The sequence below is a fragment of the Streptomyces sp. NPDC020742 genome, assembly GCF_040641675.1.
Classification (GTDB): domain Bacteria; phylum Actinomycetota; class Actinomycetes; order Streptomycetales; family Streptomycetaceae; genus Streptomyces.
This window is the reverse complement of record NZ_JBFAEA010000013.1, coordinates 171374-198109: the sequence shown is the minus strand read 5'-3', so window position 1 is coordinate 198109 and position 26736 is coordinate 171374. Positions and strand designations below refer to the sequence as shown.

At 71.8% G+C, this 26736-nt stretch carries 25 protein-coding genes and 1 pseudogene; 10 read left to right on the top strand and 16 right to left on the bottom strand.

Features of this window, described 5'->3' with window-relative positions:
• Positions 1-399 precede the first annotated feature (399 nt).
• From AB0G84_RS22870 to AB0G84_RS22835, 8 genes are read right to left on the bottom strand one after another with little or no spacing between them, the layout of a single operon-like run.
• Positions 400-1032, bottom strand: coding sequence for a TetR/AcrR family transcriptional regulator (locus AB0G84_RS22870; RefSeq protein WP_361323649.1), 633 nt, complete (start codon positions 1030-1032; stop codon positions 400-402).
• Entirely contained in the window at positions 1020-1784 is a 765-nt protein-coding gene (locus AB0G84_RS22865) for an enoyl-CoA hydratase family protein (RefSeq protein ID WP_361323646.1), read from the bottom strand. Before AB0G84_RS22865 ends, AB0G84_RS22870 begins: the two co-directional genes overlap by 13 nt.
• The gene (locus AB0G84_RS22860; RefSeq protein WP_361323643.1) at positions 1781-3385 is read right to left on the bottom strand and encodes an AMP-binding protein; all 1605 of its coding nucleotides are present in this window, start codon (positions 3383-3385) and stop codon (positions 1781-1783) included. The genes AB0G84_RS22865 and AB0G84_RS22860 overlap by 4 nt, the downstream gene beginning before the upstream one ends.
• A gap of 52 nt (positions 3386-3437) precedes the next feature.
• The gene (locus tag AB0G84_RS22855) at positions 3438-4601 is read right to left on the bottom strand and encodes an acyl-CoA dehydrogenase (RefSeq protein ID WP_361323640.1); all 1164 of its coding nucleotides are present in this window, start codon (positions 4599-4601) and stop codon (positions 3438-3440) included.
• A 47-nt stretch (positions 4602-4648) separates the two neighbouring features.
• Entirely contained in the window at positions 4649-6490 is a 1842-nt protein-coding gene (locus AB0G84_RS22850) for a biotin carboxylase N-terminal domain-containing protein (protein ID WP_361323637.1), read from the bottom strand.
• Positions 6491-6501: 11 nt separating this feature from the next.
• Positions 6502-8100 (bottom strand): carboxyl transferase domain-containing protein, encoded by a 1599-nt coding sequence (locus AB0G84_RS22845; RefSeq protein ID WP_361323634.1) that lies wholly within the window; start codon positions 8098-8100, stop codon positions 6502-6504.
• Positions 8097-9797 (bottom strand): acyclic terpene utilization AtuA family protein, encoded by a 1701-nt coding sequence (locus AB0G84_RS22840; RefSeq protein ID WP_361323631.1) that lies wholly within the window; start codon positions 9795-9797, stop codon positions 8097-8099. Before AB0G84_RS22840 ends, AB0G84_RS22845 begins: the two co-directional genes overlap by 4 nt.
• Complete coding sequence (locus AB0G84_RS22835; protein WP_361323628.1) at positions 9794-10654, bottom strand: TIGR03084 family metal-binding protein; 861 nt, start codon at positions 10652-10654, stop codon at positions 9794-9796. The genes AB0G84_RS22840 and AB0G84_RS22835 overlap by 4 nt, the downstream gene beginning before the upstream one ends.
• A 346-nt stretch (positions 10655-11000) precedes the next feature.
• Between AB0G84_RS22835 and AB0G84_RS22830 the strand changes: the two genes are divergently transcribed.
• Positions 11001-11354: an SH3 domain-containing protein gene (locus AB0G84_RS22830; protein ID WP_361323625.1), complete on the top strand. Its 354-nt coding sequence runs from the start codon at positions 11001-11003 to the stop codon at positions 11352-11354.
• 46 nt (positions 11355-11400) lie between these two features.
• Here the strand turns inward: AB0G84_RS22830 and AB0G84_RS22825 are convergent, their stop codons facing one another.
• On the bottom strand, positions 11401-12210 hold the full coding sequence (locus AB0G84_RS22825) for an EamA family transporter (protein ID WP_361323672.1): 810 nt from the start codon (positions 12208-12210) through the stop codon (positions 11401-11403).
• Between the two features lie 276 nt (positions 12211-12486).
• On the opposite strand from AB0G84_RS22825, the gene AB0G84_RS22820 reads away from it, so the two are divergent.
• A complete protein-coding gene (locus AB0G84_RS22820) occupies positions 12487-13356 on the top strand; it encodes a LysR family transcriptional regulator (RefSeq protein ID WP_361323622.1) in 870 nt (289 codons plus the stop codon).
• 176 nt (positions 13357-13532) lie between these two features.
• Here the strand turns inward: AB0G84_RS22820 and AB0G84_RS22815 are convergent, their stop codons facing one another.
• Entirely contained in the window at positions 13533-13940 is a 408-nt protein-coding gene (locus tag AB0G84_RS22815; protein WP_361323619.1) for a hypothetical protein, read from the bottom strand.
• An 802-nt stretch (positions 13941-14742) separates the two neighbouring features.
• Here AB0G84_RS22815 and AB0G84_RS22810 point away from each other — a divergent pair.
• The 3 genes and pseudogenes from AB0G84_RS22810 to AB0G84_RS22800 form a co-directional block, all read left to right on the top strand.
• Complete coding sequence (locus tag AB0G84_RS22810) at positions 14743-15495, top strand: DUF6879 family protein (protein WP_361323616.1); 753 nt, start codon at positions 14743-14745, stop codon at positions 15493-15495.
• A 13-nt stretch (positions 15496-15508) separates the two neighbouring features.
• A complete protein-coding gene (locus AB0G84_RS22805) occupies positions 15509-16360 on the top strand; it encodes a helix-turn-helix transcriptional regulator (RefSeq protein WP_361323613.1) in 852 nt (283 codons plus the stop codon).
• 38 nt (positions 16361-16398) lie between these two features.
• Positions 16399-17010 (top strand): annotated as a pseudogene (locus tag AB0G84_RS22800) (DUF5753 domain-containing protein); the annotation flags it as partial.
• 108 nt (positions 17011-17118) lie between these two features.
• Here AB0G84_RS22800 and AB0G84_RS22795 read toward each other — a convergent pair.
• On the bottom strand, positions 17119-17313 hold the full coding sequence (locus AB0G84_RS22795) for a DUF397 domain-containing protein (RefSeq protein WP_361323610.1): 195 nt from the start codon (positions 17311-17313) through the stop codon (positions 17119-17121).
• Positions 17310-18194 (bottom strand): helix-turn-helix transcriptional regulator, encoded by an 885-nt coding sequence (locus AB0G84_RS22790; RefSeq protein ID WP_361323608.1) that lies wholly within the window; start codon positions 18192-18194, stop codon positions 17310-17312. Before AB0G84_RS22790 ends, AB0G84_RS22795 begins: the two co-directional genes overlap by 4 nt.
• Positions 18195-18402: 208 nt before the next feature.
• Here AB0G84_RS22790 and AB0G84_RS22785 point away from each other — a divergent pair, with 208 nt between their 5' ends.
• Both AB0G84_RS22785 and AB0G84_RS22780 read left to right on the top strand, forming a co-directional pair.
• Positions 18403-18879: an ATP-binding protein gene (locus AB0G84_RS22785; protein ID WP_361323605.1), complete on the top strand. Its 477-nt coding sequence runs from the start codon at positions 18403-18405 to the stop codon at positions 18877-18879.
• A gap of 367 nt (positions 18880-19246) precedes the next feature.
• Entirely contained in the window at positions 19247-19795 is a 549-nt protein-coding gene (locus AB0G84_RS22780; RefSeq protein ID WP_361323602.1) for a hypothetical protein, read from the top strand.
• 10 nt (positions 19796-19805) lie between these two features.
• Here AB0G84_RS22780 and AB0G84_RS22775 read toward each other — a convergent pair whose 3' ends face one another.
• Positions 19806-20519 (bottom strand): GDSL-type esterase/lipase family protein, encoded by a 714-nt coding sequence (locus AB0G84_RS22775; RefSeq protein ID WP_361323599.1) that lies wholly within the window; start codon positions 20517-20519, stop codon positions 19806-19808.
• A gap of 90 nt (positions 20520-20609) precedes the next feature.
• On the opposite strand from AB0G84_RS22775, the gene AB0G84_RS22770 reads away from it, so the two are divergent.
• Together AB0G84_RS22770 and AB0G84_RS22765 are read left to right on the top strand one after the other, a co-directional pair.
• Positions 20610-21608: a hypothetical protein gene (locus AB0G84_RS22770; protein ID WP_361323596.1), complete on the top strand. Its 999-nt coding sequence runs from the start codon at positions 20610-20612 to the stop codon at positions 21606-21608.
• 227 nt (positions 21609-21835) lie between these two features.
• Positions 21836-22231, top strand: coding sequence for a hypothetical protein (locus AB0G84_RS22765; RefSeq protein ID WP_361323592.1), 396 nt, complete (start codon positions 21836-21838; stop codon positions 22229-22231).
• A 51-nt stretch (positions 22232-22282) separates the two neighbouring features.
• On the opposite strand, the gene AB0G84_RS22760 is transcribed toward AB0G84_RS22765, so the two are convergent.
• The 3 genes from AB0G84_RS22760 to AB0G84_RS22750 all read right to left on the bottom strand — a co-directional run bounded on the left by AB0G84_RS22760 (position 22283) and on the right by AB0G84_RS22750 (position 25213).
• Positions 22283-22705 (bottom strand): PPOX class F420-dependent oxidoreductase, encoded by a 423-nt coding sequence (locus tag AB0G84_RS22760; protein ID WP_361323589.1) that lies wholly within the window; start codon positions 22703-22705, stop codon positions 22283-22285.
• Positions 22706-22942: 237 nt separating this feature from the next.
• Entirely contained in the window at positions 22943-24061 is a 1119-nt protein-coding gene (serC, locus tag AB0G84_RS22755) for a phosphoserine transaminase (protein ID WP_361323586.1), read from the bottom strand.
• Positions 24062-24154: 93 nt separating this feature from the next.
• Positions 24155-25213: a WYL domain-containing protein gene (locus tag AB0G84_RS22750; protein WP_361323583.1), complete on the bottom strand. Its 1059-nt coding sequence runs from the start codon at positions 25211-25213 to the stop codon at positions 24155-24157.
• A gap of 54 nt (positions 25214-25267) precedes the next feature.
• On the opposite strand from AB0G84_RS22750, the gene AB0G84_RS22745 reads away from it, so the two are divergent.
• Complete coding sequence (locus tag AB0G84_RS22745; protein WP_361323580.1) at positions 25268-26734, top strand: FAD-binding oxidoreductase; 1467 nt, start codon at positions 25268-25270, stop codon at positions 26732-26734.
• Positions 26735-26736: the final 2 nt, after the last annotated feature.

Sequence of the window (26736 nt, the reverse complement as noted above, 5' to 3'; positions counted from 1 at the left end):
CTGGACACCCACCCCCGCAGGCCCACCCCCTCCCGTGGAAGGGAGAGAAAAACGGTGAGTGGGGGTGAGCGTGAGTGGTCGTCGACCGGTAGTCGAAAGACGGGCCCCGGCCCCCACCGGCCTTTGGTCTTTTCACCACCCACCAACGGGAGGGGGCGGGCCGGAGGGGCCTGGTGTGTGGACGTAAAGCGAAGCAGTCCACACACCAGACCCCGCAGGCCCGTCACCGCACCCAACAGCCCCGCGCAGCGGCACCGCCCGCCGCAGGCGCAACGGCGCGAAAGTCGACAATGCACGGGCCGCCGGCCCACCGGCGAACAACCCCCACGGCGGGACAGCCGAAGGCGTACGGGCCCGCCGGCCGCCCAGGCCACGGCGGGAAAGCCGACAACGTGGGAATCAAGCCGCCCGGCGCCTGAGCTCCGTGTCGATGATTTTGGCCCATTGTTCGACGACCCGGTCGCGGCGGGCGGAGTCGTCCGTTAGGAGGTTGGCCAGGCCCAGGCCGCGGGCCATGTCGAGCAGGCCCTGCACGGTCTCCCGTACGCCGGGCACGGACTCGTCGGCGTCCAGGAGGGACACCGCCGTGCGGTGTGCCTCGCGGCCGACCCTGGCTTCCAGGGCGGTCACCCGCTCGCGGAGCTGCTCCTCGTCGGAGGCGGCCACCCACAGGTGCAGCGCGGCCCGGAACAGCCGTCCCGTGTAGAGGCCGACCAGCTCCTCGACGATGATCCAGGTGCGGGCGATGGATCCGGCCGGGGGCAGGTTGTGGGCGACCGCCTGCACGGCGCCCTGGCGCTTGTCCGCGACGTGTTCGACGGCGGCGGTGAACAGGTCCTCGCGGGTGGGGAAGTGGTGCTGGGCGGCGCCCCTAGAGACGCCCGCCCGTTCGGCGACGACGGAGACGGTGCTGCCGCTCCAGCCGCGCTCCGCCAGGCATGCCACGGCGGCCTCCAGCAGCTTCAGCCGGGTGGCCCGGCTGCGTTCCTGCTGTGGCCCCTTGGCGCCCCGGGGCGGGGTCAGCGCGCCCATGCCGGGGACCGCCGCTCCAGGAACGCGGTCATGCCCTCGCGGGCCTCGTCGGAGGCGAACAGCGCGGCGGAGTGCTCGGCGAGTGCCTCGGTGTCGCGGTCGAAGGCGGCCAACACCTCGGCGGTGGCCAGCTTCTTGGACGCCGCCAGGCCCTGGGGCGAGCCCTTGCGCAGGCCCTCCAGTACGGGGGTGAGGCCGGCGTCGACGTCGTTGGCGGCCAGCGTCACCAGCCCGATCCGGGCGGCTTCGGCCGCGTCGAACTTCTCGCCGGTCAGGTAGTAGCGGCCGACCGCCCGCGGGTCGAGCCGCGGCAGCAGCGGCAGGGAGATGACCGCGGGTGCCAGGCCGAGGCGGGCCTCGGTGAAGGCGAAGGTGGTCTCCGGGCCGGCCACCGAGATGTCGCAGGCGCCCAGCAGCCCCAGGCCGCCGGCCCGTACATGGCCGGTGACCCGGGCGACGACCGGCAGCGGGAGCTCCACCAGGGTGCGCAGCAGCCGGGCCAGTTCCAGCGGTCCGCGGGTCGGTGGGCCGGAGGTGGCTTCGGACAGGTCCGCGCCGGCGCAGAAGGTGCCGCCGGTGTGGGTCAGGACCACGGCCCGGGTGGCCTCGTCGGCCGCGGCGTCCGCGAGCGCGCCGTGCAGCTCGGCCATCAGCCGGGCGGAGAGCGCGTTGCGGTTGTGCGGGGAGTCCAGGGTGAGGGTGGTGATGCCGCGCTCGTGGGAGCGCCGCACCAGCGGGGGTGCTTGGGTCATCGGTCCGTGGAGCTCCTTTCCCTGGCGCGCAGTTCACGCCGCAGGATCTTTCCGGTGGGGGCGCGCGGCACGCTGTCCACGAACTCCACCCGGCGCACCTTCTTGTAGGGGGCGACCTTCCCGGCAACGTACGCGATGACCTCGTCGGCGGTGAGCCGGGCCCCCTCCGCGCGCACCACGAACGCCTTGGGGACCTCGTTTCCGTCGTCGTCGAGGACGCCGATGACCGCGGCGTCGGCGATCGCGTCATGGCGGAGGAGCAGCGCTTCGAGGTCGGCGGGGGCGACCTGGTAGCCGTTGTACTTGACCAACTCCTTGACGCGGTCGACGACATGGAGCCAACCGTCGGAGTCCACCCGGCCGATGTCGCCGGTGTGCAGCCAGCCGTCGGGGTCGATCATCGCGGCGGTCTCCGCGGGCCGCCCCAGGTAGCCCTGCATGACCTGCGGGCCGCGGATGAGGATCTCCCCGGGTTCGCCGGGGCGGGTGAGGTCGGTGCCGGTGTCCGGGCAGACCAGGCGCATCTCGGTGCCGGGGATCAGCTTGCCGACGGTGCCCGGCGGCGGGTCGGCCGCCCCCAGGGGGACGACGTGGGTGCCCGGGCTCAGTTCGGTCATGCCGTAGGCCTGGAGGACCGGTGGCAGGCCGAGCCGGCGCGAACAGGCCGCCGCCAGGCCGGCGTCCAGCGGGGCCGCGGCGGAGACCACGTACCGCAGGGAGGACAGGTCGTAGGCGTCCACCAGCGGGTGTTTGGCGAGGGCGAGCACGATCGGGGGCGCGACGTAGACGGCCGTGATGCGGTGGGTGTCGATCGCGGTGAGGAACTGCCGCAGGTCGAAGCGGGGCAGCACCACCACGGTGGCGCCGTTCCGCAGCGGGGCGTTCATCAGGGCGGTCATGCCGTAGATGTGGAAGAACGGCAGCACCGCCAGCACCCGGTCGTCCGGCCCGTTGGAGATCAGCGGCTCCAACTGGGCGAGGTTGGTGGCGAGGTTGCGGTGGGTGAGCAGCACGCCCTTGGGGGTGCCGGTGGTGCCGGAGGAGTACGGCAGCACGGCCACGTCCCGGGCCGGGTCGAGGGTGACGGCCGGCTCGGGGGCGGTGGCATCGGCGGCCAGGTCGAGGACCGAGCGGTGGCCGGGGGCGCGGTCGCAGACCAGGATCTCGGCGACGCCGCCGGCCCGCCGTGCGGCGCCGCGGGCGGTCTCCAGCAGTGCGGCGACGGTGACCAGCCAGCGGGCCCCGGAGTCCGTCAGCTGCCGGGCGCACTCGTCCTCGGTGGCCAGCGGGGGGACGGTGGTGACCGCCGCCCCACAGCGCGAGGCGGCGTAGCAGACCACCGGGAAGAGCACGCTGTTCGGGCTGTGCAGGGCCAGTACGTCGCCCCGGGCGAGGCCGGCCGCGGCCAGGGCGGCGGCGAGCCGGCGGCTGAGCCGGTCCAGTTCGGCGTAGCCGAGGGTGGTGCCGTCGAGGCCGTCGATCAGGGCCGGCCGGTCGCCGCGCTCCGCCGCGCGCCCGAGGACGGCCTGGTGGATCGGCAGTTCTACGGGGGCGACGTCGTCGTACTCGCTGTGGAAGACGGGAGACCCGTCGAACGCCATGCTCTTCCCTTCGCCGGTGGGTGTGCGGCTGCATGCGGGAGTGCGGCGGGGCTCAGTACGACTTGGGCAGGCCCAGCGACTGGTGCGAGACGAAGTTGAGGATCATCTCGCGGCTGACCGGCGCGATCCGGGCCACCCGGGCGGCGGTGACCAGCGAGGCCAGGCCGTACTCCTGGGTGAGGCCGTTGCCGCCGAGGGTGTGCACGGCCCGGTCGACGGCGTGCACCGCGGCCTCGGCGGCGGCGTACTTGGCCATGTTGGCGGCTTCCCCCGCGGCCAGGTCGTCGCCCGCGTCGTAGAGGTGCGCCGCCTTCTGCATCATCAGCCGGGCGAGTTCCAGCTCGATGTGGGACTCGGCGAGCGGGTGGGCGATGGCTTGGTGGGCGCCGATGGGCTCCTTCCACACCTGGCGGGTGCCGGCGTAGTCGACGGCCCGGTCCAGCGCGTAGCGGCCCATGCCGAGGGCGAAGGCGGCGGTCATGATGCGTTCGGGGTTGAGGCCGGCGAACAGCTGGAGCAGCCCGGCGTCCTCGTCGCCGACCAGGGCGTCGGCGGGCAGCCGCACCTCGTCCAGGGTCAGTTCGAACTGCTTCTCCGGCGCGGACAGGTCCATCGGGATGGGGCGGTGGCCGAAGCCGGGGGTGTCGCGCTCCACGATGAACAGGCAGGGCTTGAGGCGGCCGGTGCGGGCGTCCTCGGTCCGGCCGACGATCAGCGTCGCCTCGGCGATGTCGACGCCCGAGATGAATACCTTGCGGCCGTTGAGGACCCAGTCGGTGCCGTCCTTGCGGGCGGTGGTGGTGATGCGGTGGGAGTTGGAGCCGGCGTCCGGTTCGGTGATGCCGAAGGCCATCTTGCGGGAGCCGTCGGCGAGGCCCGGCAGCCAGCGGCGCTTCTGCTCCTCGGTGCCGAACCGGGCGATGACGGTGCCGCAGATCGCCGGGGAGACCACCAGCATCAGCAGCGGGCAGCCGGCCGCGCCCAGCTCCTCCAGGACGAGGGAGAGTTCGGCGATGCCGCCGCCCCCGCCGCCGTACTCCTCGGGGAGGTTGACGCCCAGGTAGCCGAGCTTGGCGGCCTCGGCCCACAGGTCGTCGGTGTGCCGGCCCTCGGCAACGGCGGTGGTGAAGTACGCGCGGCCGTAGCGCCGGGCGAGGGCGGCCACGGAGGCGCGGAGTGCGCGGTGTTCCTCGGACTCGGTCACAGGGGCGTGCATGGCGGCTCCTTGTGTGCGGGGAGTGAGGTGCGGACGGGCGGCGCGGTTCAGTCGGTGACGACCGCCAGCAGGGTGCCCACCTCGACCTGCTGGCCGGTGCGGACGGGCAGGGAGGTGAGGGTGCCGGCGGACGGGGCGGTGATCTTGTGTTCCATCTTCATCGCCTCCAGCCAGAGCAGCGGCTGCCCCGGCTCGACCCGGTCGCCCTCGGCGAGCCCGTCGGCGATCCGGACGACGGTGCCGGGCATCGGGGCGAGCAGTGAGCCGGGTTCGATGCGGGCGGTGGGGTCGGGGAAGCGGGGCAGGGCGGTCAGGGCGGTGCCGTTGACGTACACCCGGTCGCCGTACCGGGCGATGTCGAACTTCCGCCGTACGCCGCCCACTTCGAGGACGACCAGGCCGGGGTCGGCGCGTACCACCTGCACCCCGTCGGCGGCCGGGCCGGTCCTGGTGTGGTGGTAGCGGACCTCGTGCTCGGTGCCGTCGGGTTCGGTGCGGTAGCGCTTGGTCTGCGGCTGGGACGGCAGGTTGCGGAAGCCGCCGAAGCGGGACCGGCCGTGCGCGTCGGCGAGGGCAGCGGCGAGCGGGGCGTAGGGGTCGGCGGCGGGCTCGGTGAGGGCGTCCAGGTGCCGTTCGTAGAAGCCGGTGTCCAGGTGGCCGCCGGCGAACTCGGGGTGCCGCAGGGAGCGGACGAGGAGGTCGCGGTTGGTGACCGGGCCGTGTACGGCGGCCCGCTCCAGCGCCCCGGCGAGCCGGCGCACGGCCTCGGCCCGGGTGGGGGCGTGCGCGACGGCCTTGGCGAGCATCGCGTCGTAGTGCACCCCGACCGGGTCGCCGTCGGTGTAGCCGGTGTCGAGCCGGACGCCGGGGACGTCGAGGCGGTGCAGGGTGCCGGTCTGCGGGGCCCAGCCGGCGGCCGGGTCCTCGGCGTAGAGGCGGGCCTCGACGGCGTGCCCGCACGGGGCCGGCGGCGCGGGCTCCAGGGGGCCGCCCTCGGCGACCTTGATCTGGAACGCGACCAGGTCGACCCCGAACACCGCCTCGGTGACGGGGTGTTCGACCTGGAGGCGGGTGTTCATCTCCAGGAAGTGGGCCCGGCCGTCGGCGACCAGGAACTCCACGGTGCCGGCGCCGGTGTAGCCGGTGACCCGGGCGGCGCGCTCGGCCATCTCGTACAGGGAGGCGGTGAGTCCGGGCGACAGGCCCGGTGCGGGCGCCTCCTCGATGACCTTCTGGTGGCGGCGCTGGAGCGAGCAGTCCCGGGTGCCGAGCACCCAGACGGTGCCGTGCGCGTCGGCGAGCAGCTGCACCTCGACGTGCCGGCCGCCCTCGACGTACGGCTCGATGAACACCTCGTCGTCACCGAACGCACTGCGCGCCTCGGCCCGGGCCGCGGTCAGCTCCCCGTCGAGGTCGTCCAGGTGCCGTACCACCCGCATGCCGCGCCCGCCGCCGCCGGCCGCGGCCTTGACCAGGACGGGCAGGTCGTCGGCGGTGACCGAGGTCAGGGAGGTGATGCCCATGAGCTCCTTGGCGCGGGTCTTGGAGGCCATCGCCTCGATCGCCTCGGGGGGCGGCCCGATCCAGGTCAGTCCGGCGTCGGTGACGGCCCGCGCGAAGTCGGCGTTCTCGGAGAGGAATCCGTAGCCGGGGTGCACCGCGTCGGCGCCCGCGTCCAGGGCGGCCTTCACCAGCAGGTCAGCACGCAGATAGGTCTCGGCGGGCGTCGCCCCCGGGAGCCGTACGCAGCTGTCGGCCAGGCGGGTGTGGCGGGCGCCCTCGTCGGCGTCGGAGTGCACGGCGACGGTGTGGATGCCCAGCTCGTGGCAGGTACGGAAGACCCGGCAGGCGATCTCGCCGCGGTTGGCGACCAGTACAGAGGTGATCATGTGCGGGGACCTCACATCCGGAAGACGCCGAATCCACCGCGCGCCCCTTCCACGGGCGCGGTGTGGATCGCGGACAGGCACAGGCCGAGGACGGTACGGGTGTCGCGGGGGTCGATGACGCCATCGTCGTAGAGCCGCCCGGACAGGAACATCGGCAGCGACTCGGCCTCGATCTGCTGCTCGACCATCGCCCGCAGCCCGGCGTCCGCCTCGTCGTCGTAGGGCTGCCCCTTGGCCTCGGCGGCGGCGCGGGCGACGATCGACAGCACTCCGGCGAGCTGCTGGGGCCCCATGACGGCGGACTTGGCGCTCGGCCAGGCGAACAGGAAGCGGGGGTCGTAGGCGCGGCCGCACATGCCGTAGTGGCCGGCGCCGTAGGAGGCGCCCATCAGGACCGACAGGTGCGGCACCGTGGAGTTGGACACCGCATTGATCATCATCGCGCCGTGCTTGATGATGCCGCCCTGCTCGTACTCCTTGCCGACCATGTAGCCGGTGGTGTTGTGCAGGAAGAGCAGCGGGATGTCGCGCTGGTTGGCCAACTGGATGAACTGGGCGGCCTTCTGGGACTCCGCACTGAACAGCACGCCCTGGGCGTTGGCGAGCACGCCGACGGGGTAGCCGTGCAGCGCGGCCCAGCCGGTCACCAGGCTCGGCCCGTAGAGCGGTTTGAACTCGTCGAAGTCCGAGCCGTCCACGATCCGGGCGATGACCTCGCGCGGGTCGAAGGGCGCCTTGAGGTCGCCGGGGACGATGCCGAGCAGCTCCTCCGGGTCGTACTTCGGGGGCGCGGCGGGGGCCGGATCGGGGTGTGCCTTGCGCCGGTTGAGGCGGGCGACGACCCGCCGGGCCTGGCGCAGCGCGTCCGGCTCGTCCAGCGCGAAGTGGTCGGCGAGCCCGGAGGTGCGGGCGTGCATCTCGGCGCCGCCCAGCGACTCGTCGTCGCTCTCCTCGCCGGTGGCCATCTTCACCAGCGGGGGGCCGCCCAGGAAGACCTTGGCGCGCTCCTTGACCATGATGGTGTGGTCGGACATCCCGGGGACGTAGGCGCCGCCGGCGGTGGAGTTGCCGAAGACCACCGCGACGGTCGGGATGCCGGCGGCGGAGAGCCGGGTGAGGTCCTTGAACAGCGCCCCGCCGGGGATGAAGATCTCCTTCTGGCTGGGCAGGTCGGCGCCGCCGGACTCGACCAGGGAGATCAGCGGCAGCCGGTTGGCCAGCGCGATCTCGTTGGCCCGCAGCGCCTTCTTCAGCGTCCAGGGGTTGGAGGCCCCGCCGCGTACGGTCGGGTCGTTGGCGGTGACCATGCACTCCACGCCCTCGATCACCCCGATGCCGGTGACCAGGGAGGCGCCGACCTGATAGTCGCTGCCCCAGGCCGCCAGCGGCGACAGCTCCAGGAACGGGGTGTCGGGGTCGAGCAGCAGCTCGATCCGCTCCCGGGCGAGCAGCTTGCCGCGCTTGCGGTGCCGGGCGAGGTACTTCTCGCCGCCGCCCGCGAGCGCCTTGGCGTGCTCGGCCTCGACCTCCGTCAGCCGGTCCAGCATCGCCGCCCGGCGCCCGGCGTACTCCTCGCCGGCCGGGTCGAGCCCGGTTGCGAGCACGGTCACCACAACACCTCCGGTATCTCCATGTGCCGCGCGCGCAGCCACTCCCCCACGGCCTTGGCCTGCGGGTCGAACCGGGCCTGGGCGGCCACGCCCGCGCCCAGCAGCCCGTCGACGACGAAGTTGAGCGCGCGCAGATTCGGCAGTACATGCCGCTCGACGGGCCGGTCGGCGGTCTCCGGCAGCAGGTGGCGGAAGGTCTCGACGGTCAACTCATGCGCCAGCCACCGCCAGCCGTCGTCGGTGGTGGCCCACACCCCGACGTTCGCCGCGCCGCCCTTGTCGCCGCTGCGGGCCCCGGCGATCCGGCCGAGCGGCCCCGACCGGGTGGGGCCGGGCGGCAGCGGCTCGGGCAGCGGCGGGTCCGGCAGCCGCACCGGCTCGCGGGTGGCCGCGGGCGGTGCGACGGCGATCCGTTCGCCGTCCGGGAGGACGGCCGTGTGCGGCACCCCGGCCGCCTCGACGGCCACCGCCTCGAAGACCCCGTAGGGGCTGCCCTTCCCGGGCGGGGCGGTGACGTGGAAGCCGGGGTAACTGGCCAGCGCCAGCTCGACGGCGGCGCCGCTGACCACCCGGCCCACCGCCTCCTGGTCGGCGTCCCGCACCACCAGCCGCAGCAGCGCGCTCGCCTCCTCCTGGACGTCGGCGTCCGCCCGGTCTGTGCGCACCAGCGTCCAGCGCACCTCGGCGGGCCGGCGCCCGGCGGCGTCGAACGCCTCCTCCATCTGCGTCCGCACCAGCGCGGCCTTGGCCGGCACATCGAGCCCGGTCAGCACGAAGGTGACCTCGTTGCGCCAGCCGCCGAGGCGGGTGAGCCCGGTCTTGAGGGTCGGCGGCGGCGCCTCGCCGCGCACGCCCGCGATCCGCACCCGGTCCGGGCCGTCCTGGGTGAGCCGTACGGTGTCCAGCCGGGCGGTCACATCGGGGCCGAGGTAGCGGGCGCCGGCGGTCTCGTAGAGCAGTTGGGCGGTGACCGTGCCGGTGTCGACCACCCCGCCGGTCCCCGGGTGCTTGGTGATCACCGCGGAGCCGTCCTCGGCGATCTCGGCGAGCGGGAAGCCGGGGTGCCGCACGTCGTGCGCGCCGAAGAAGGCGTAGTTGCCGCCGGTGGCCTGGGTGCCGCACTCCAGGACGTGCCCGGCGACCACCGCGCCGGCCAGCCGGTCCAGGTCCTGCGGGCCCCAGCCGAAGTGCGCCTGGGCCGCGCCGCTGACCAGCGCGGCGTCGATGACCCGCCCGGTGACCACCACATCGGCACCGCCGCGCAGGCAGGCGGCGATGCCCCCGCCGCCGAGGTACGCGTTGGCGGTGAGCACCCCCGTGTCCCACCCCCCGCGCGCCAGCAGGTCGTCGCCCTCGACATGCGCGACCCGTACGGGGACCCCGACCTTGTCCGCCAACTCCCGTACGGCGTCGGCGAGTCCGGCCGGGTTGAGCCCGCCGGCGTTGGTGACGATCCGCACCCCGCGCTCGGCGGCCAGCCCCAGACCCTCCTCCAGTTGCCGCAGGAAGGTCCGGGCGTAGCCGCGGGCGGGGTCCTTCAGCCGGTCCCGGCCGAGGATCAGCATGGTCAGCTCGGCGAGGTAGTCGCCGGTCAGCACGTCCAGGGGGCCGCCGGTGAGCATCTCGCGCAGCGCGTCGAAGCGGTCGCCGTAGAACCCCGAGGCATTGCCGATGCGCAGCGGCGCGCGGGCGCTCACGCGGGCGCTCCACCGGACGCGGACCCACCACCGGGCTCCGTTACGCCGCTCCCCTCCCCGGGCTCGCTCCCCTCCCCCGGCGCGCGTCCCTTCCCCGGCGGGCCCGCGAAGGCCTGGGCGATCCCCAACCACCGCTGCGCCTGTGCCCCTTCGGCCCGGAGGGTCGGCAGGTCGTCGAGGTGCGCCCGCTGGGTGACCAGCAGGCAGAACTCCAGCGCACTGCCGGTCACCCGCTCCCCGGCACCGGCCGGCCCGTACTCCCACACCGACCCGTCCGGCGCCGTCAGCTCGACCCGGAACTCCTCCTCGGGCGGCGTGATCCGGTGGGTGGCGAAGGCGAAGTCACGGGTCCGTACGCCGATCCGGGCGATGTGCCGCAGCCGTGCGGTGGGCACCCGGGTGACCCCCAGCGCGTCCGCCACGTCCTGGCCGTGCGCCCAGGTCTCCATCAGCCGTGCGGTGGCCATCGAGGCGACGCTCATCGGCGGTCCGTACCAGGGCAGTTTCCCGCCCGCCGGATGCGCGGCGAGCGCCCGCGCCAACACCTCCCGGCCGGCGCGCCAGTTGGCGAGCAGCGCCTCGGGCGGGGCCGCGGCCCCCGCCTCGGCGGCCTCGTCGACGAAGGTCAGCGGCGTGGCGAGCGCCTCCTGTGCGGCGCGGGCGAAGCCGTCGGGGTCGGTGGCGGAGAGCAGCGCCTGCTGGTCGGTCCACGCCAGGTGGGCGATCTGGTGGGCGACGGTCCAGCCCTCGGCGGGTGTCGGCGACGCCCAGCGCTCGGCCGGGAGCCCAGCGACCAGCGCGTCCAACTCCTCGCTCTCCGCCCTGAGATCGGCCAGTACGGGGCCGGGATCGGACACGCGACGCTCCCCTCGTCGGCCCAACTTCCGTGCGGACCGGGATCGTTGGCGTACGGGCGCGAGCCATGCGAGGCACTACGGCCGTACGGGTGCGGTGTGGTGCGGGTGCCCTTCGAGGGTGGCAGCGCGGGCAGAAACAATCAAGCACGCCTGCATGATTTCTGTCCCCACCTCCTCCCGACACCTCCGGTGAGCGGGGGAGGCAGCTGGTACCTGAGGAGGATGCCTGGCCACACCCGGTGACAGAGGGTGGAACGGTCCCGTCCGCGGGGGAGGTTGACGGTACGTCACACCACGGAAGTCCCCGCGGACGGACGCGAGTCGTTCCGTTCGAAAGGTTCTCCAGATGCGCACTTCGCCGAAGCGCAGCCTCCTGGCCGGGGCGGCTGCCACCGGCGTCCTCGTCGCCTGCGGCGGGGTGGCCATCGCGACACCGTCCGGAGCGGCCACCGACCCGGCGGCGCCCTCCCGCAACCTGTCGGTCGCCAGCGTCCACGGCGCCGGGGTCTACGCCAAGCCGTCGTCCTCGGCGCACAAGCTCCGGACCTACCCGTACGGCACCAGGCTGCGGATCGAGTGCCGGACGGACAAGACCCCCTCGGGGCACCTCTGGTACCGGCTGCACACCACCATGCCCACCGCGTGGGTCCCCTCGGGGAACGTCGTCTCCCCGGCGCACCCGCCCAAGGACTGCTCCTGACGGACGGCCGCGGCCGGCCCACGGCACCGCCGCGGACCCGCGCCGCTCAGGAGTGGGCGCCCGCGCTCCGCACCGCGCCCACACTGGCGGCGACCACCAGCCCGATCGCCAGCACCTCGGCCCACCCCAGCGCCTGGCCCAGGACCAGGAAGCCCGCGGTGGCCGCGGCGGCCGGCTCCAGGCTCATCATCACCGCGAAGCCGGAGGCCGGCAGCTTCCGCAGGGCGAGCAGCTCCAGCGTGTAGGGCAGCACCGAGGACATCAGGGCGACCGCGGCGCCCAGGCCCAGGGTGACCGGGTCGATCAGTGCACCGCCCGCGCTGACGATGCCGAACGGCAGGCTGAGCAGCGCCGCCACGGTCATCGCCAGCGCCAACCCGTCCGCCTGCGGGAAGCGCTGCCCGGTCCGCGCCGAGAGCAGGATGTACGCGGCCCACAGGCCGCCGGCGGCCAGCGCGAACGCGGCCCCGGTGAGGTTGAGCCCGTCGAACCCCTCGCGTCCCAGCAGCACCACGCCCCCCAACGCCAACGCCGCCCACAGCAGGCTGAGCAGCCGGCGGGAGGTCGCCACCGACAGGATCAGCGGCCCGAGGAACTCCAGGGTGACCGCGGCGCCCAGCGGGATGCGGTCGATGGCCTGATAGAAGAGCGTGTTCATACCGGCCAGGGCGACGCCGAAGGCGAGCACCGTCGCCCAGTCGCCGCGGGAGTGCCCGCGCAGCTTGGGGCGGCAGAAGAGCAGCAGCACCAGGGAGGCGACGACCAGCCGCAGGGTGACCACGCCCAGCGCACCGGCCCGCGGGAAGAGCAGCACCGCGACCGACGAGCCGAACTGGAGCGAGACGATCCCGCCCATCACCAGCGCCACCGACGCGATCCGGCCCCGGGCGCCCGCGGCCCCGGCCGAGGCCTGCGCCGAGCGCACCTCGGGCGAGGGCGGCACCGGCTGCGGTACGCCCACGGCCGCGTCGGCAGTGGCCGGGGGGAAGGCAGGGGCGGTGGAGGCCGGACGGGCGGAAGTGGCGGGATTCGACCTCTCGGGGCCGGTCGGCGAAGCGTTCACCCCACCACGCTACGGCCCGCCCGCCAGGTCCGTGAAATGCCTTTTCCCCTGTTGTTATGCTCCGCGCGCATGAGCATCGAGCTGCGTCATTTCCGTTGCTTTCTGGCCATCGCCGACACCCTGAGCGTGACCCGCGCCGCCGAGCGCCTGCACCTGACCCAGCCGGCGGTCTCCCGTACGCTCCGCCAGCTCGAACAGGAGCTGGGCCTCCGCCTCGTCGACCGCTCCACCCACCACCTCGCCCTCACCCCCGACGGCCTCGCCTTCCGCGACCAGGCCGCCATCGCGGTGACCGCCTTCGACCGCGCCCTGCGGCACACCCACCACGCCGTCTGGCCGCTGCGCCTGGGGCACGCCTGGTCCGCCGCCGGCACCGACACCACCGCCCTGCTGCGCCGCTGGCACGAGGCCCACCCCGACACCCCGCTGGAACTCCTCCGCATCGACGACCGCACGGCCGGCCTGGCCCGCGGCGACGTGGACGCCGCCCTGCTACGCGGCGAGATCCGCACCCCGGGCCTGGTCACCCAGCAGCTCACCACCGAGCCGCGGGTCGCCGGCCTGCCCGCCGACGACCCCCTGGCGCACCGCACCGCCCTCTCCCTCACCGAACTGGCCGACCGCACTATCGCCCTCAACATCGTCTCCGGCACCACCACCCTCGACCTGTGGCCACCGGCCGCCCGCCCGACCTCCACCCTCACCATCGGCAACACCGACGACTGGATCGCCGCCATCACCGGCGGCCGGGCCGTGGGCGTCACCACCTCCGCGACCGCCGAGATGCACCCGCACCCCGCCATGTCCTACGTCCCGCTCACCGACGCCCCACCGGTCCCCGTCATCCTCGCCTGGCGCACCGGCCCCGGCCATCCCCGCATCCCCGACCTGGTCGCACTGGCCCGGGAGGTGATGGGCCACGAGCGACCGGGGACGTGACCGGCTGGGGATGTGAGCGGTCGGGGACGTGACGCGTCGGGGAACTGACCGGCCGGGGCGTGGCCAGCCAGGGAAGGGACCGGCCGGGGGCGTGACCAGCTGGGGAAGTGCCCGTCTCGCGAACCTAGCCGACCGGAGGGCTCACCGACCCGGTCCCCACGCCCGTCTCCCACAGGTCACCGCAGCGGACACGCATACTCCCTCCGCACCCGATGCGGGCTGCAGGCAATCAGATTCAGCGACAGAAACCGCCCCTGGGTCACCCACCAGCCACCCACCCTGTCCTCCCCGGCGGACAGGATCCGCACGGTGTCCTCGTACGCGGGGTCCACCGCGTACGAGCCGGTGAACAGGTCGGCGTACTGGGCGAGTTGCCCCGCGTACCACTCCGCCCCGCGCCTCGGTTCGTGGAACGTCGCCTCGACCCGCGAGGCCGGCTTCAGCAGCCAGTCCGCGCACTCCAGCGGCATCACCTGAGCGGAGCGGAATTCCGGGTGGTCCGGGCGCCGGTGAGCATCGCCCGGCTTCACCAGGACATCGCCGTGGCCGAGCCACAGATACGCGTGGTGGTGGGGTCTGTCCATCTCTCTCCCTGCTGCGAAGTGAACGGCCCGAAGCGGCGGCCCACGCCCGGGTGGGGCGGGGCCGCCTGGGTTCACTGCGAATTACTGGCGACCGCAGCCCTGACCGTCGCCGCAGCCTCCATTGGGGTTGCCACCGTTGTTGTCGTCCTCGTCGCCGCCGTACTTGACCGGGTCGAGGCGGTATCGCATGGTGATCTCCTCGGGTGCCATGTCGGCGCGCGGCCTGTCCACGCGCCGTCGTCGTGCACGTGCCTGGGCCCCCTTGCGGGCCCGCCCGCTCCGGCCGTGTCCTGCCAGGGAATGACGGCCGGAGCGGGAGTCTTGGTGGGGCGTCCGCCGCCGTCTACGACTCCACCGCGTGCGTCATCCGATGCCGGACGATCAGCACGTTGAAGTCCGTCACCCGACTGAGATCTCGCTGCGCTTCGGCCCGCTTCCGGGCTCGCTCAAGGTCCTGGCACTCGGAGCATCGGTCTGGTGTACGCGGGAGTTCCGTCGCGGCTGCGCGAGTGCTCATTGGGAAGCCTTCGTGGGGATGCCTTCATTGGGGGTCGTCCGACCCGAGCGCGGCTTGTACGGGAGAGGGCGCGGCCGACGCTGCTTCGGTCATCGCGACAGTGCCCGTCCAGTACCCGTCCACCGCTACGCGCTTGGTGCGGTCATGAGCAGGACGTTAGGAAGCGGGAGAAGGCATCGCCACGCAATGTTCTCGCCTGTTCTCACACGAGAGAGTGCAAGCTGTGGTGCGGGGCTCCACGGTGCGGTGATGCTGGAGGCACACGCCTCACTCAGGAGGAAAGCCATGGCGCGGCGACTGCGTTTCAACGGCACGGACAGCAAGACAGGAGGCTGTCCAGCTCTCCACGAGGACATCGACACAGGCCAGTGGGTCGTGCAAGGTCCGCCGCTCACCGAACCCCAGGATCTCGACCAGCTTCAGCACTTCAATGACGGAGAAGTCGCGGTCGTCGTGACGCGGGAGCTGCTCGTCGACTTCGGCCCGAAGGAGATCAACCGCGTGCCCGAGATCATCGATCAGGACGAATTCGCCAACCTTTTCAAACAGTTCAGGTATACGGCCTGGCATCTGGAGTGTCGTCGCGGCTACGCCTCCGACCGCGAAGACGAGTCATATTCCGAATTCGTCGAGACGGGGAAACTCACGTGGGACCTCAACAGTGAGTGGTCCACGAACATCAAGGCGCAGACAGCGTCGGGTAAGCACGTCGGCCGTGTGCGTATCGTCGACGACCCACCGACAACCGGCCAGCTCTTCCTCCTAGCCTACGCGCAGTGCAACGCAGCCACGGGCGAGGACGTGCGCAACCTATGGCGTGCGGATGCCGAGCGACTGCGCTTGCTGCCCGAAGACTTCTGGATCTTCGACTCACGCCTGGTCGCGCTGTTGAACTTCGACGAAGCGGACACGCTCCGCAACGTTGAATTAATCACAGAGCCCGCAGAAGTGGTGCGCTACTGCCAGGCGCGAGACGCTGCAATGCATCAAGCCATCCCCTACGACCAGTTCGCGGCACAGGTGAACGCGACCGCGTAATGAGGCTCAGCCAGTGACCACGGACTACCAGCAAGCCCGTATCGCCCTCGGCGTGCGCCTGCGCGAACTCCGTAACTCGCGCCCTGGAGGACGGCTCACTGGTACGCAGCTGGCACGAAAGCTGGGCTGGACACACTCCAAGATCTACAAGCTGGAGAACGGGAAGCAGACCGCCACCACAGAAGATCTACGAGCGTGGGCAGCTGCCACCGAGCAGCCCGAGGCATTCGGCGAACTAGACGCCCGCCTGAAGGGGTTCGAGTCCCAGATCCGGTCGTGGCGACGCCAACTCGCCTCGGGCCATCGCCCAGTACAGGAGAACTGGAACGCCGAAATCGCACGGACCAAGGTCTTCTACGCATGGGAAGAATCCGTCATTGAGGGCATGCTTCAGACGGCCGATTACGCGCGACATATCTTCATCCGCTACACGGAACTCATGAACTCCCCACAAGACACGGACGAGGCTGTACGAGCCAGACTGAAGCGCCAGGAACTGCTGTACCAACCCGGCAGGAAGTTCCGCATCATCATGTGGGAGGCAGTGCTTCATGCTCGGGTCTGCCCACCCTCTGTGCTCGCTGCCCAGCTCGACCGTCTCACAGGGATCATTGGCCTGGATACGGTCGAACTGGGAATAGTACCCTTCGATGCCCCCTTGAGAATCCCGACAGCGAACGCTTTCTACATCCTGGACGACCGAATTGCAGTCACCGAGGACTGGCACGCGGAACTGTGGCTGGACGATGCGGACACCGTCGCCACGTACATAAAGGTCTGGAACACGCTCCGAAAGTCTGCCGCCTACGGCACCGAAGCACGGAACGTGATCAACAGGGCCCGGCGGTCACTCTGCCCCCTATGACACCTTTACCGGATGACAAGGAAGCACCAATGCCGCACAACGCCGAACACACATACACCGAATGGCGCCACCAAGTGCGCAATGGCCTGAAACCACTCCAGGAAACCCTGATTCCGTTATTCCGCGAGACCCATCTGTTCCGTGTCTACTCCTCCACCCTCGTGCCCGGTCTCCTACAGACCGAGGGCTACGCGGCCGCGGTGCTGAAAGCGGTCGCCAACTTTCGTGAACTTCCCTGCGACGACAGCGCGGAGGCCGCGCGAGCGCGAGTCGAGCGATCTCGCATCATCCATGAACCAGAGCGCCAATTCGTGCTACTCATCGAGGAATCAGTGCTGCACTGCCAGATCGGAAACACCGACACGATGGCCGCCCAGCTGAGCTACCTGCTCACGGCCGGCGATCTGCCGTCCGTGTCCCTCGGCGTCGTCCCGGCGGCTACACGCGAGCGGGCTCAGTGGCCACGCGAGACGTTCCACGTGTACGACAACAGGCTCGCGTCGGTCGAACTGGTATCAGCCAGCGTGGAGGTCAATCAGCCGTCCGAGATCGCACTGTATCTCAAGACATTCGAGCAGCTGAAAGGCATGGCCGTATACGGCGAGGGCGCCAAGCAGCTCATCCAGAAGGCGCATGAGGCCTTGCGCTGAACCACGTGTGACGGATGCGCCCTGGACCAGGTACCTCATCCCGGGCGCACCTACCTGCCGTCGCGTGGTGCGCTCCCCTCCATGACGCCGAGACCAGCGCGCGTGATCTCAGGAGCTCGCGGAGTCACCGGCCTTCAACCCCGCTATGAACGAGGCCCATGCGCCCACGCCGAGGACAAGGTGCGGGCCGTCGGGGTTCTTGCTGTCGCGTACGGCCGTGACCCCAGGGACGTTGTGGGCCACTTCCACGCACTCTCCCTGAGAACTGCTGTAGCTGGACTTGTGAAACTCGAATGCGATCACCGGATCTCCTTGATCAAGCTTGCCAGTCGGGCACGTGTGTCTTCGGGGGACAGCGCGATCCTGCGAACGCTATCGAACAACCTTCGATACCTGTTCGCGTCATCCTCACGCTCCAGCCAGAGCTTTGATCCAGCGGTGTCCAGGTAGACGACGTCCAGAGAAGCCGGTTCCTCAAAGCCCACAATCACGAACGGGCCGCTCATTGCCGCGTGGGCCGGAGCCTCAAAGGGCCATACCTGAAGCTTGACGTTGAACATCGAAGACGCCTGAAGCAGACGTTCCAGCTGCGCCCGCATGACCCCCGGGCCCCCGACCTGCTGCCGTAGGACAGCCTCGGAGAGAACCGCCCAGAGCTCCAGCGGCTGGTCGTCGGTGAGTCGAGCCTGCCTGCTGATCCGTGCAGCCACGAACTGGTCGACTTCGTCCGGGTCTTCCCATACGTCATCCGCCACGGCCACCGCGCGGGCATACTCCGGTGTTTGCAGCAGCCCAGGGACCAACTGGTTCTGGAACGTCCGGATTCTCGAGGCTCCCGCTTCGAGCTGGATGTACTCGACCAGGTCGCCCAGGTCTGTGTACTCCTCCCACCAGCCTTTCGCCCGGCGGCGTTCACGGTCGGTCTTGGCCAGGGCGATCAGGCGTTCCCTCTCAGGCCCTGTGCGATCCAGCCCGTACAGATCACACAGGGCATGAAGATCGGGATCACGCACCGGCGAGAACCCGCGCTCCATCTTGGCGATCTTTGTTTGCGTAGCAGTGAGATGCCGCGCGGCCTGCGGCTGAGTCAGCCCCTTGGCATCGCGGAGCCGCAGTAGCTCCCCGCCGAGCTTCCTGCCCAGGACGGTGGACTTCCGCCCGTCACCCACCCGTTGGCTCGTCACCTGTGACCTCCCGTAAACGGCGGGCTCAGTCTCCAGTTGCCGAACTCGACATCGCAACTTGCGACTTGAGGTCATCACTCTCGGGAATTAATTCCCGAGAACAACTTGCGAAGCGATTCGACGCGATGTCACGCTGAGTTCCAGCCCGTAACGCTGCGACGTTGCTCGACCGTGAGGGCTCTCCAGTCGCGCTCCCCAGGGGATAGCCATGTCCACACGCGCCCGACCAGCAGCAACACGACTGACCGCCAGCCAATCGCGCGCCGCCGCCCACCGTTTCCCCAGCGACGGCCGTAGTGCGGGCCGAGCCCGCGCGATACTCCGCCGTCAGCTCCTGACCTGGCGGATCGGAGGCGAAGCGGCCCACTCCGCAGCGCTGTTGCTCTCCGAGCTGGTCACCAATGCGGTCACGGCACAAGCACCCCCTGCCCCCGACATCGGCGTCCGGTTCGCGCTATCGGACGGCCGGCTGCGGCTGGAGGTGCGGGACACGAGCGATGCACTGCCTGAGATGAAGCAAGCCGAGGAGGACGAAGAATGTGGACGTGGGCTGGTACTGGTGAACGCCTTGGCAAGTGGCTGGGGCATCGACAGGGACGGCACCGGAAAGATCGTGTGGGCGGAGTTGGCCATCTCCTCCACCGCACCGGAAGCCCACGAGACACCACCACGACGACTGCCGTAAGAGGTCAGAGGACCGCGGCCTCGACGCACCTGTCCTTCCGGGTCACAGCAGAGGCGCGTTGTCCCGATGGAGCCGTGGTCGGCCTCGGCTGCTGGCTGTCGCACTCGCCTCACCGTGCGCTCGGCTGGCTCCGGAAGCGAGCGGAAGATGTCGCGCAGCAGTTAGGTGCGCCCTACGACCGCCCGGTGCACGCGTGGCTGGACGACGCGACCGCATGCCGCTGGGCCGCGCACGGACTCGCCGCTGGGATTCCCTTCACCCTCAGGGCCGTTGACGCGGAGGGGTGCACCTACGCACTCGCCGTCCGCCCCGACGCCGGTGCTCGCACGGCGGTGCCTCGCAGCGTCGGCTTTGGTCAGGGGGCGGCATGACACCCAGCGAACGGCAGTCGCCCACGCTCACCGCGCACGGAATCTGGTGCGAGCGGTTCGTGTACCGCTCGTCGTCCGCGGATGACCTGCTCTCCTGGACGGCCGTCGCCGCCTACGACCCGGTACGGGCGGTTCGGCTCATCGGCTCCGACGCGCGGAGGATGGCCTCCCGGCTCCCGGAGCCCGTGCGAGACCCCAAGCTGAGGTGGCTGGACGCCCAGGGGCAGGTAGGCGCGATGGCGGCACTCGCCCGCGGGGAGGCCTGCGGCCTTTCCCTCAACTGTTCTGGATGGTGGGTGGAGTGGGTGGCCCGGCCGGTCACCTTCCTCCCCCTCGTCCATGGCATGGAGCCGTCTGGCCCCTGTCGAGCTGATCTCGCGCAGGACGTCAACGAGTCGTGGCACCGTCACCCGACACAACGGGAGCTGGACGAGCGGGTAGAACGCCTCTCGCGCCACTTCCCGCAGGGGTGGACGACGTCGTTGGGGGATCTCCTGGCCGGGTTCCGGCGGCTCCGTGAGGCGCTGGCGAGAGGTGAGAGGTGAGTCCGCAACCTCACCCCGCCAGGACGGCCCGCGTCGCCCGCTCTTCGACGCGGTACGGCCCCCCGACCTCCCACCCCTGTTCCATCGCGTCCGCGAAGGCGCCCGCCAGCAGGTGTTCGCCGAGCTCCGAGGGGTGGGTGCCGTCGTACGTGGCGGTGTCGAGGTACCAGCCGGCGGGCTCGGAGGCCAGCAGCAGCGGTGACGCCGGGGTGTCGAGGTCGGCGACGGTCTTGGCGAGGAGTTCGTTGAAGTGCCCGCACTGGCCGGCGAATTCGGGGTCGCCGGCGGCCCGGACGTTGGGGATGACCGGCATCAGGACGGCGCGGAGGTGCGGTGCCGCGGCGCGGGCCCGGGCGAAGAACTCCCGTACGTTCTCCGCGGTCTGCTCGGCGTCGGTGTAGAAGCCGAGGTCTATCAGGCCGAGGGAGATCAGCAGGGTGTCGGCCCGGTGGCGGCGCACCGCGTCGCCGATCAGGGGGGCCATGTGCAGCCAGCCCTCGCCCCAGCCGGCGAGATGGCACCGCGCCGCGTCGGGGAAGTCCGGGTCGGCGTAGGCGTGTGAGGTGGCGGCGTCCTCGGCGGGCTCGTGGAGGGTCCGGCGCGGGCCGACGATGCGGTACGGGCCGCCGTACGTCGCGTTCAGGTGCTGCCACATCCGGTAGCGCCAGGTGAAGTCGCCGGCGCTGCCGATCGTCATGGAGTCGCCGACGAACATGATCCTCATCCGGACATGATGACCGAGAACCTTTACCGGCCGGTACGTGACGCTGGCCACGCCGCAGCGGTCGGCGCCCCGGGATGGCAGTCTGTGCCCATGCGTTCGCTTCTGTGCGCGGCCGGTGCCGCGGGGCTCCTGTGGGTGGCGGCGGCCGGGCCCGCCGCCGCCGATGAGCCCGACGGCTTCACCATCAGCGATTCCCGGATCACCGAGTCCAGCGGCCTGGCCGCCAGCCGGGCCCACCCGGGGATCTACTGGACCCACAACGACAGCGACGACGGCCCGTACGTCTACGCCGTCGACGGCTCCTCCGGCCGTACGGTCGCCAGGATCACGCTGCGCGGCATCGGTGCGCCGCGGGACGTGGAGGCGATCTCGGTCGGCCCGGACGGCAACGTCTACCTCGGCGACATCGGCGACAACCTCGGCGGGTCGTGGGACCACGTGTGGATCTACCGCTTCCCCGAGCCGAAGAAGCTGCACGACGCCACCGTCACCGCCACCCAGTTCAGCGTGCGGTACGCGGACGGCCCGCGGGACGCCGAGTCGCTGATGGTGCACCCCAAGACCGGGCGGGTCTATATCGCCAGCAAGAAGCAGGACGGCACCGGCGCGCTCTACGAGGGCCCCCAGCGCCTGGCCACCGGCGGCATCAACACCTTCCGCAAGGTCGCGCCGATCGAGCTGTGGGCGACCGACGGGGCGTTCTCCCCGGACGGCACGCGCCTGGTGATGCGCAGCTACTTCGGCGCCCGGATCTACCGCTGGCAGGACGGCCGCCCCAAGGACCTCGGCAGCGTGGGCGTCCCGATCCAGCAGCAGGGCGAGTCGGTCACCTTCACTCACGACGGCCGGACCCTGATGTACGGCTCGGAGGGTGCGGACAGCGAGGTCAAGCCGGTCGGTCTGAGCGACGACCAGCTGCCGGACTCGTCGAAGGACGATTCCGCGAACGGCGACGGTGCCAACGGCCATGGCGAGAAGGGGAGTTCGGGCGCCGACGAGCTGGATCCTTCCTTCGTCAAGGGCGCCATGGTCCTCGCCGTGGCCACGGCGCTGGTCGTCGGGCTGCGCAGGCTGCTGCGCCGCCGATGACGGTGAGAGCCGGGGCCTGACCGGGTGCCGGGTACCGGGTGCCGGTCCCGCCGCGACCGGTCCGTCCGGCCTGGTCGCGGCGGCTCAACCCGCGTCCGCTACACCTCCGTTGACAACACACCCGGCCAACGATCTGAAGATCCAATGAAAATGATCTAGTGTCGTCGCCGTCCCTTTCCGACGCGGTGTCTCCCCGCGGGGATGCACCGTGAGCACAGAGAAAACATGTGAGGAACGTGCGAAACAAGAAGGCCATAGTCGCGGGGCTCGCGCTCCTGGCCGTCGGCGCTCTGCAGACGCCGGCTTTTGCCACCGGCCACTCGTCCAGCCGGGGCGAGACCATCACCGTCCGCGGCAGCGGCACCTATGTGTCCTCGGTGACGACGACGCGGACGCCGCACGCCTTCAAGGACAAGGCGCACCTGATCCTGAGGGACAGCAGCAACCACTACCGCCAGGAACTGCGCGGCTGGACGGACACCAACAACTACCAGAACAAGGACTACCGCACCTGGTCGATCAAGCAGCACGTCCCGAACGGCTGGCGGGTGTGCGCCGAGTGGTGGGGCTACGGCTACAAGCACCCCTTCAAGGGCATGCCCTGCGTGATCGTCCACAAGTGACCGGGCCGTTCGCCGTCATGGCGGACTAGTTCCTCCAAGGCGGCGGCACGCCTATCCCTCGCCCGTTCCTCCCGCGCCCTCGGCCAGCCGCAGTTCGTAGTGGAGGGTCCGCTGCTTCTTCAGCCGGTGGGCGAGCGGCACCAGGAGGCCGTGGATCAGCGGGTACTTGCGGGTCAGCGAGCGCTCGGCCCGCCGGTACTCGCGGGTCTGCGGGTCCAGCAGCCGGGCCCGCGCCCTGACCGCGGGTCCGGTGGGGCGGCCCCGCCAGGTGGCGGGGCGGATCTCCACTTCGGGGAAGTTCCGCATCCGCTTGACCTTCCAGGCGCCGCTGTAGGTGCGGATGTACGCATGGTCGCCGTCGACGGCGATGTTGACGGGGGTGCCGACGCCGCTGCCGTCCCGCTTGTACGTGGTCAGCAAGACCGCTCCTTGCCGCTCGAAGGGGGCGAGGCCAGGGCTGGGGGGAGTCGTCATGTCTCCCATGGAGGCATATCCGGCCCGGTCCGGCATGCTCCGGGCCGGTCCGGCACGCCCTGGTGCGTCCTTTCGGAGGAGCCGGTGAGGACCTGGTGAGGAGCCGGTGAGGGGTCGGTGGCAAGGCGCGCCAGGTTCGGCGCGGGGCCCCGTAACGGCGACGGGCCCCGGCGGTCGTCCGCCGGGGCCCGTCGTCAGGGCGTGCCGCCGTGGCCGGCGTACGCTCCGCGGCCGTCGTTACAGCTGGCCGATGACGTGGTCGATGCAGCGGGTCAGCGCCTCGACGTCCGCCGGGTCGATCGCCGGGAACATCGCGATCCGCAGCTGGTTGCGGCCGAGCTTGCGGTACGGCTCGGTGTCCACGATGCCGTTGGCGCGCAGCGCCTTGGCGACCGCCGCCGCGTCGATGTCCTCGTTGAAGTCGATGGTGCCGATGACCTGCGACCGCTTGGCCGGGTCGATGACGAACGGGGTGGCGTACTTGGAGTCCTCGGCCCAGCCGTAGAGGGTGCGCGCGGAGGTGGCGGTGCGGCGGACCGCCCAGTCCAGGCCGCCCTGGCCGTTGAGCCACTCCAGCTGCTCGTTGAGCAGGAAGAGGGTGGACAGCGCCGGGGTGTTGTAAGTCTGGTTCTTGCGGGAGTTGTCGATCGCCGTGGGGAGCGAGAAGAACTCCGGGATGTGGCGGCCGGAGGCGTGGATGCGCTCGGCGCGCTCGATCGCGGCCGGCGAGAACACGCCGATCCACAGCCCGCCGTCGGAGGCGAAGGACTTCTGCGGGGCGAAGTAGTAGACGTCGGTCTCGGCGATGTCCACGGGGAGGCCGCCGGCGCCGGAGGTGGCGTCGACCAGCACCAGGGAGCCGGCGTCCGCGCCCGCGACCCGGCGGAGCGGGGCGGCGACACCGGTGGAGGTCTCGTTGTGGGTGAAGGCGTAGACGTCCACGCCCTCCTCGGCCTGCGGGTCCGGGTGGCTGCCCGGGTCGGCGGAGACGACGGTGGGCTCGGCCAGCCACGGCGCCAGCTTGGCGGCCTTGGCGAACTTCGAGGAGAACTCGCCGAAGGAGAGGTGCTGGGACTTGGTGTCGATCAGGCCGTGCGTCGCGATGTCCCAGAACGCGGTGGAGCCGCCGTTGCCGAGGACAACCTCGTAGCCCTCGGGGAGCTGGAAGAGGTCGCGCACCCCCTCGCGCACCTTGCCGACCAGGTTCTTGACCGGGGCCTGGCGGTGGGACGTGCCGAGCAGGGAGCTGCCGGTGGCGGCGAGGGCGTCGAGCGCCTCCGTACGCACCTTGGAGGGGCCCGCGCCGAAGCGTCCGTCGGCGGGCTTGATGTCAGCGGGAATCTGGATATCAGCCACGGGGGAAGCCTAATCCGTCGGGCTGCGCGGCTCGGCGGCACGTCCAGCGGGTGAGATGACGGTGGACCGTACGGTGGACGGCCGGTCGGAGCCTCAGGCGGGCGGAGTGTCCCCGGCGTAGAGGGCGGTGAGGTCGGCGGCGGCGTCGGCCAGCACCCGCCGGGCCTCGGGCGGGTCGAGCACCTCCAGGGAGTCGCCGAACTGCAGCAGCTGGCGGACCGCCCGGACCACGGGGTAGGCCAGCTCGATGACGGCCCAGCTGTCCTCCTCGGTGCCGCCGCTGCCCTCCCCTCCCGCGTCGCTGCCGTTCTCCCCCGCGTCGCCGCCGTCCCCCTCGCCCACACCCTCGCCGTCGCCCGTACGGGGCGGTCCGGTCAGCGCCGGGCCCAGGATCCGTACGGCCAGGTCCAGCCGCTCCCGGCGGATCCTGGCGGTGACCCGTACGCCGGCCGGCCGGTCCTCCACCTGGCGCCGCAGCTGCCGCCAGACGTCGCCGAGCTCCACGCCCGGGCGGCGCCGCACCGGGGCGTCGGTGAGCACCGCGGACGCCACCCGGTCGGCGCGGAACAGCTGCGGACGGCCGCGCCGGTCCGCGACGAGGTACCAGGTGCCGGCCTTGGCCACCAGCCCGTACGGGTCGACGGTGTAGGTGCGCAGCCGGGTCTCGCCGCCGTGGCGGTAGCGGATGCGCAGCCGGAGGTCGGTGTAGACCGCGGCGTGCAGGTCGTCCAGGTCGGCCGCGGGGCGGGGGCCGCTCAGCCAGCGGTCCGGGTCGACCAGGATGCGGCGGCCGGTCAGCTCCGCGGCCGGGCGGTGCGGTGCGGGCAACGCGGCCATCACCTTGCGCAGCGCCGAGCCGAGCGCGTCGTCCAGGCCGAGCGCGGTGTGCGCGCCCTGGGCGGCCAGGACGAACAGGGCGCGCGCCTCGTCGGTGGTCAGGCCGGTGACATCGGTGCGGAAGCCGGGCAGCAGGGCGATCCCGCCGTGCCGGCCGCGCTCGGCGTAGACCGGTACCCCGGCCGCGGAGAGCGCCTCGATGTCGCGGTAGACGGTGCGGGTGGAGACCTCCAGCCGCGCGGCGAGTTCGCTCGCGGGGACCCGGCCGCGGGTCTGGAGGAGCAGCAGGATCGAGAGCAGGCGGTCCGACTTCACAGCCCGATTTATATATGACGGCGGATGTCAAGTTATCGCTGGAGAGTGCCGGGCATGGAGAGCATCGACCTCGTACCGCAGACCGACCCCGCTTCCGCCCTCGACCCGGCCGCCGTCGCGGCCCTCGTCCGCCGGGTGCGGGGCCCCGTCCTCCTCCCCGGCGACGACGGGTACGACGCCGAGCGGTCCGGGTTCCAACTGGCCCGCCGGCACCGGCCGGCCGTCATCGTGGGCGCCCGGTCCGCGGACGACGTGGCCGCCGCGGTGGCCTTCGCCGGGGACCAGGGGCTGCCGGTCGCCGTCCAGGCCACCGGGCACGGGCTGTCCGCGGTCACCGACGGCGGGCTGCTGATCAGCACCCGGCGGATGTCCGGGGTGCGGGTGGACGCGGCGGCGGGCACCGCCCGGGTCGAGGCGGGCGCGGTGTGGGGCCGGGTCGTCGAGGCGGCCGCCCCGCACGGACTGGCGCCGCTGAACGGCTCCTCCCCGGGCGTCGGCGTCGTCTCGTACACCCTCGGTGGCGGGGTGGGGGTGCTGGCTCGGACGTACGGCTTCGCCGCGGACCGGGTGCGGTCGGTCGACCTGGTGACCGCCGACGCCCGGCAGCTGCACGTGACGGCGGAGGGCGACCCCGAGCTGTTCGGGGCGCTGCTCGGCGGGGGCCACGGCCTGGGGGTGGTGACCGCGATGGAGTTCGCGCTGGTGCCGGTGGCCCGGCTCTACGGCGGGCAACTGGTCTTCGCCGGCGAGCAGCTCGACCGGGTGCTGGAGGCGTACCTGACCTGGACGGACGCCGTCCCGGACGAGCTGACGTCGTCGGTGGCGCTGATCGCCTACCCCGACCTGCCGCAGCTGCCCGAGGCGCTGCGCGGCCGCTATCTGGTGCAGATCCGGATCGCGTACACCGGGAGCGCCGAGGAAGGCGAGCGCCTGGTGGCGCCGCTGCGCGCGGTGGGCCCGCGGGTGAGCGACGACCTGCGGGAGATGCCGTACGCCGAGTCGGGCACCATCCACCGCGACCCCAGCGACCCGCACGCCTACGACGGCGACAACGCGCTGCTCGGCGGGCTGGACGCGGCGGCGCTGCGCCGGGTGGCGGCGCTGACCGGGCCGGCGGCACCGGTGATGACCGTGGTGCAGCTCAACCACCTGGGCGGCGCGCTGGCCCGGGGCGGCGGTGCGGTCGGCCACCGCGACGCCCGGTGGGCGCTGCGGCTGCTGTCCCCGCTGACGGGCGACGACGCCGACGCCGCGCTGGCGACCGTACGGGCGCTGCACGCCGAGGCGCTGGCGGCGGTCGCGCCCTGGCGGCTGGGCCGGAGCGTGAACTTCCTCTTCGGCAGCCACGGGCAGCGGCCGGACGCGGAAGACGTGGCGCGCAGCGTCCACGACGCCGAGGAGCACCGGCGGCTGACGGAGCTCAAGGCCGCGCACGACCCGGAGAACCTCTTCCGCTTCCACCCGGCCGCGGCCGCCGACCGCGCACCGGCCACCACTGCCGTCCCTGCCGTAACGCACTGATC

Bases quoted from the DNA above. Each gene is read 5' to 3' on its own strand.
- AB0G84_RS22870 (WP_361323649.1), bottom strand. From the start codon at position 1,032: ATGGGCGCGCTGACCCCGCCCCGGGGCGCCAAGGGGCCACAGCAGGAA.
- AB0G84_RS22865 (WP_361323646.1), bottom strand. From the start codon at position 1,784: ATGACCCAAGCACCCCCGCTGGTGCGGCGCTCCCACGAGCGCGGCATC.
- AB0G84_RS22860 (WP_361323643.1), bottom strand. From the start codon at position 3,385: ATGGCGTTCGACGGGTCTCCCGTCTTCCACAGCGAGTACGACGACGTC.
- AB0G84_RS22855 (WP_361323640.1), bottom strand. From the start codon at position 4,601: ATGCACGCCCCTGTGACCGAGTCCGAGGAACACCGCGCACTCCGCGCC.
- AB0G84_RS22850 (WP_361323637.1), bottom strand. From the start codon at position 6,490: ATGATCACCTCTGTACTGGTCGCCAACCGCGGCGAGATCGCCTGCCGG.
- AB0G84_RS22830 (WP_361323625.1), top strand. From the start codon at position 11,001: ATGCGCACTTCGCCGAAGCGCAGCCTCCTGGCCGGGGCGGCTGCCACC.
- AB0G84_RS22825 (WP_361323672.1), bottom strand. From the start codon at position 12,210: ATGGGCGGGATCGTCTCGCTCCAGTTCGGCTCGTCGGTCGCGGTGCTG.
- AB0G84_RS22820 (WP_361323622.1), top strand. From the start codon at position 12,487: ATGAGCATCGAGCTGCGTCATTTCCGTTGCTTTCTGGCCATCGCCGAC.
- AB0G84_RS22815 (WP_361323619.1), bottom strand. From the start codon at position 13,940: ATGGACAGACCCCACCACCACGCGTATCTGTGGCTCGGCCACGGCGAT.
- AB0G84_RS22810 (WP_361323616.1), top strand. From the start codon at position 14,743: ATGGCGCGGCGACTGCGTTTCAACGGCACGGACAGCAAGACAGGAGGC.
- AB0G84_RS22785 (WP_361323605.1), top strand. From the start codon at position 18,403: ATGTCCACACGCGCCCGACCAGCAGCAACACGACTGACCGCCAGCCAA.
- AB0G84_RS22780 (WP_361323602.1), top strand. From the start codon at position 19,247: ATGACACCCAGCGAACGGCAGTCGCCCACGCTCACCGCGCACGGAATC.
- AB0G84_RS22775 (WP_361323599.1), bottom strand. From the start codon at position 20,519: ATGAGGATCATGTTCGTCGGCGACTCCATGACGATCGGCAGCGCCGGC.
- AB0G84_RS22770 (WP_361323596.1), top strand. From the start codon at position 20,610: ATGCGTTCGCTTCTGTGCGCGGCCGGTGCCGCGGGGCTCCTGTGGGTG.
- AB0G84_RS22760 (WP_361323589.1), bottom strand. From the start codon at position 22,705: ATGACGACTCCCCCCAGCCCTGGCCTCGCCCCCTTCGAGCGGCAAGGA.
- AB0G84_RS22745 (WP_361323580.1), top strand. From the start codon at position 25,268: ATGGAGAGCATCGACCTCGTACCGCAGACCGACCCCGCTTCCGCCCTC.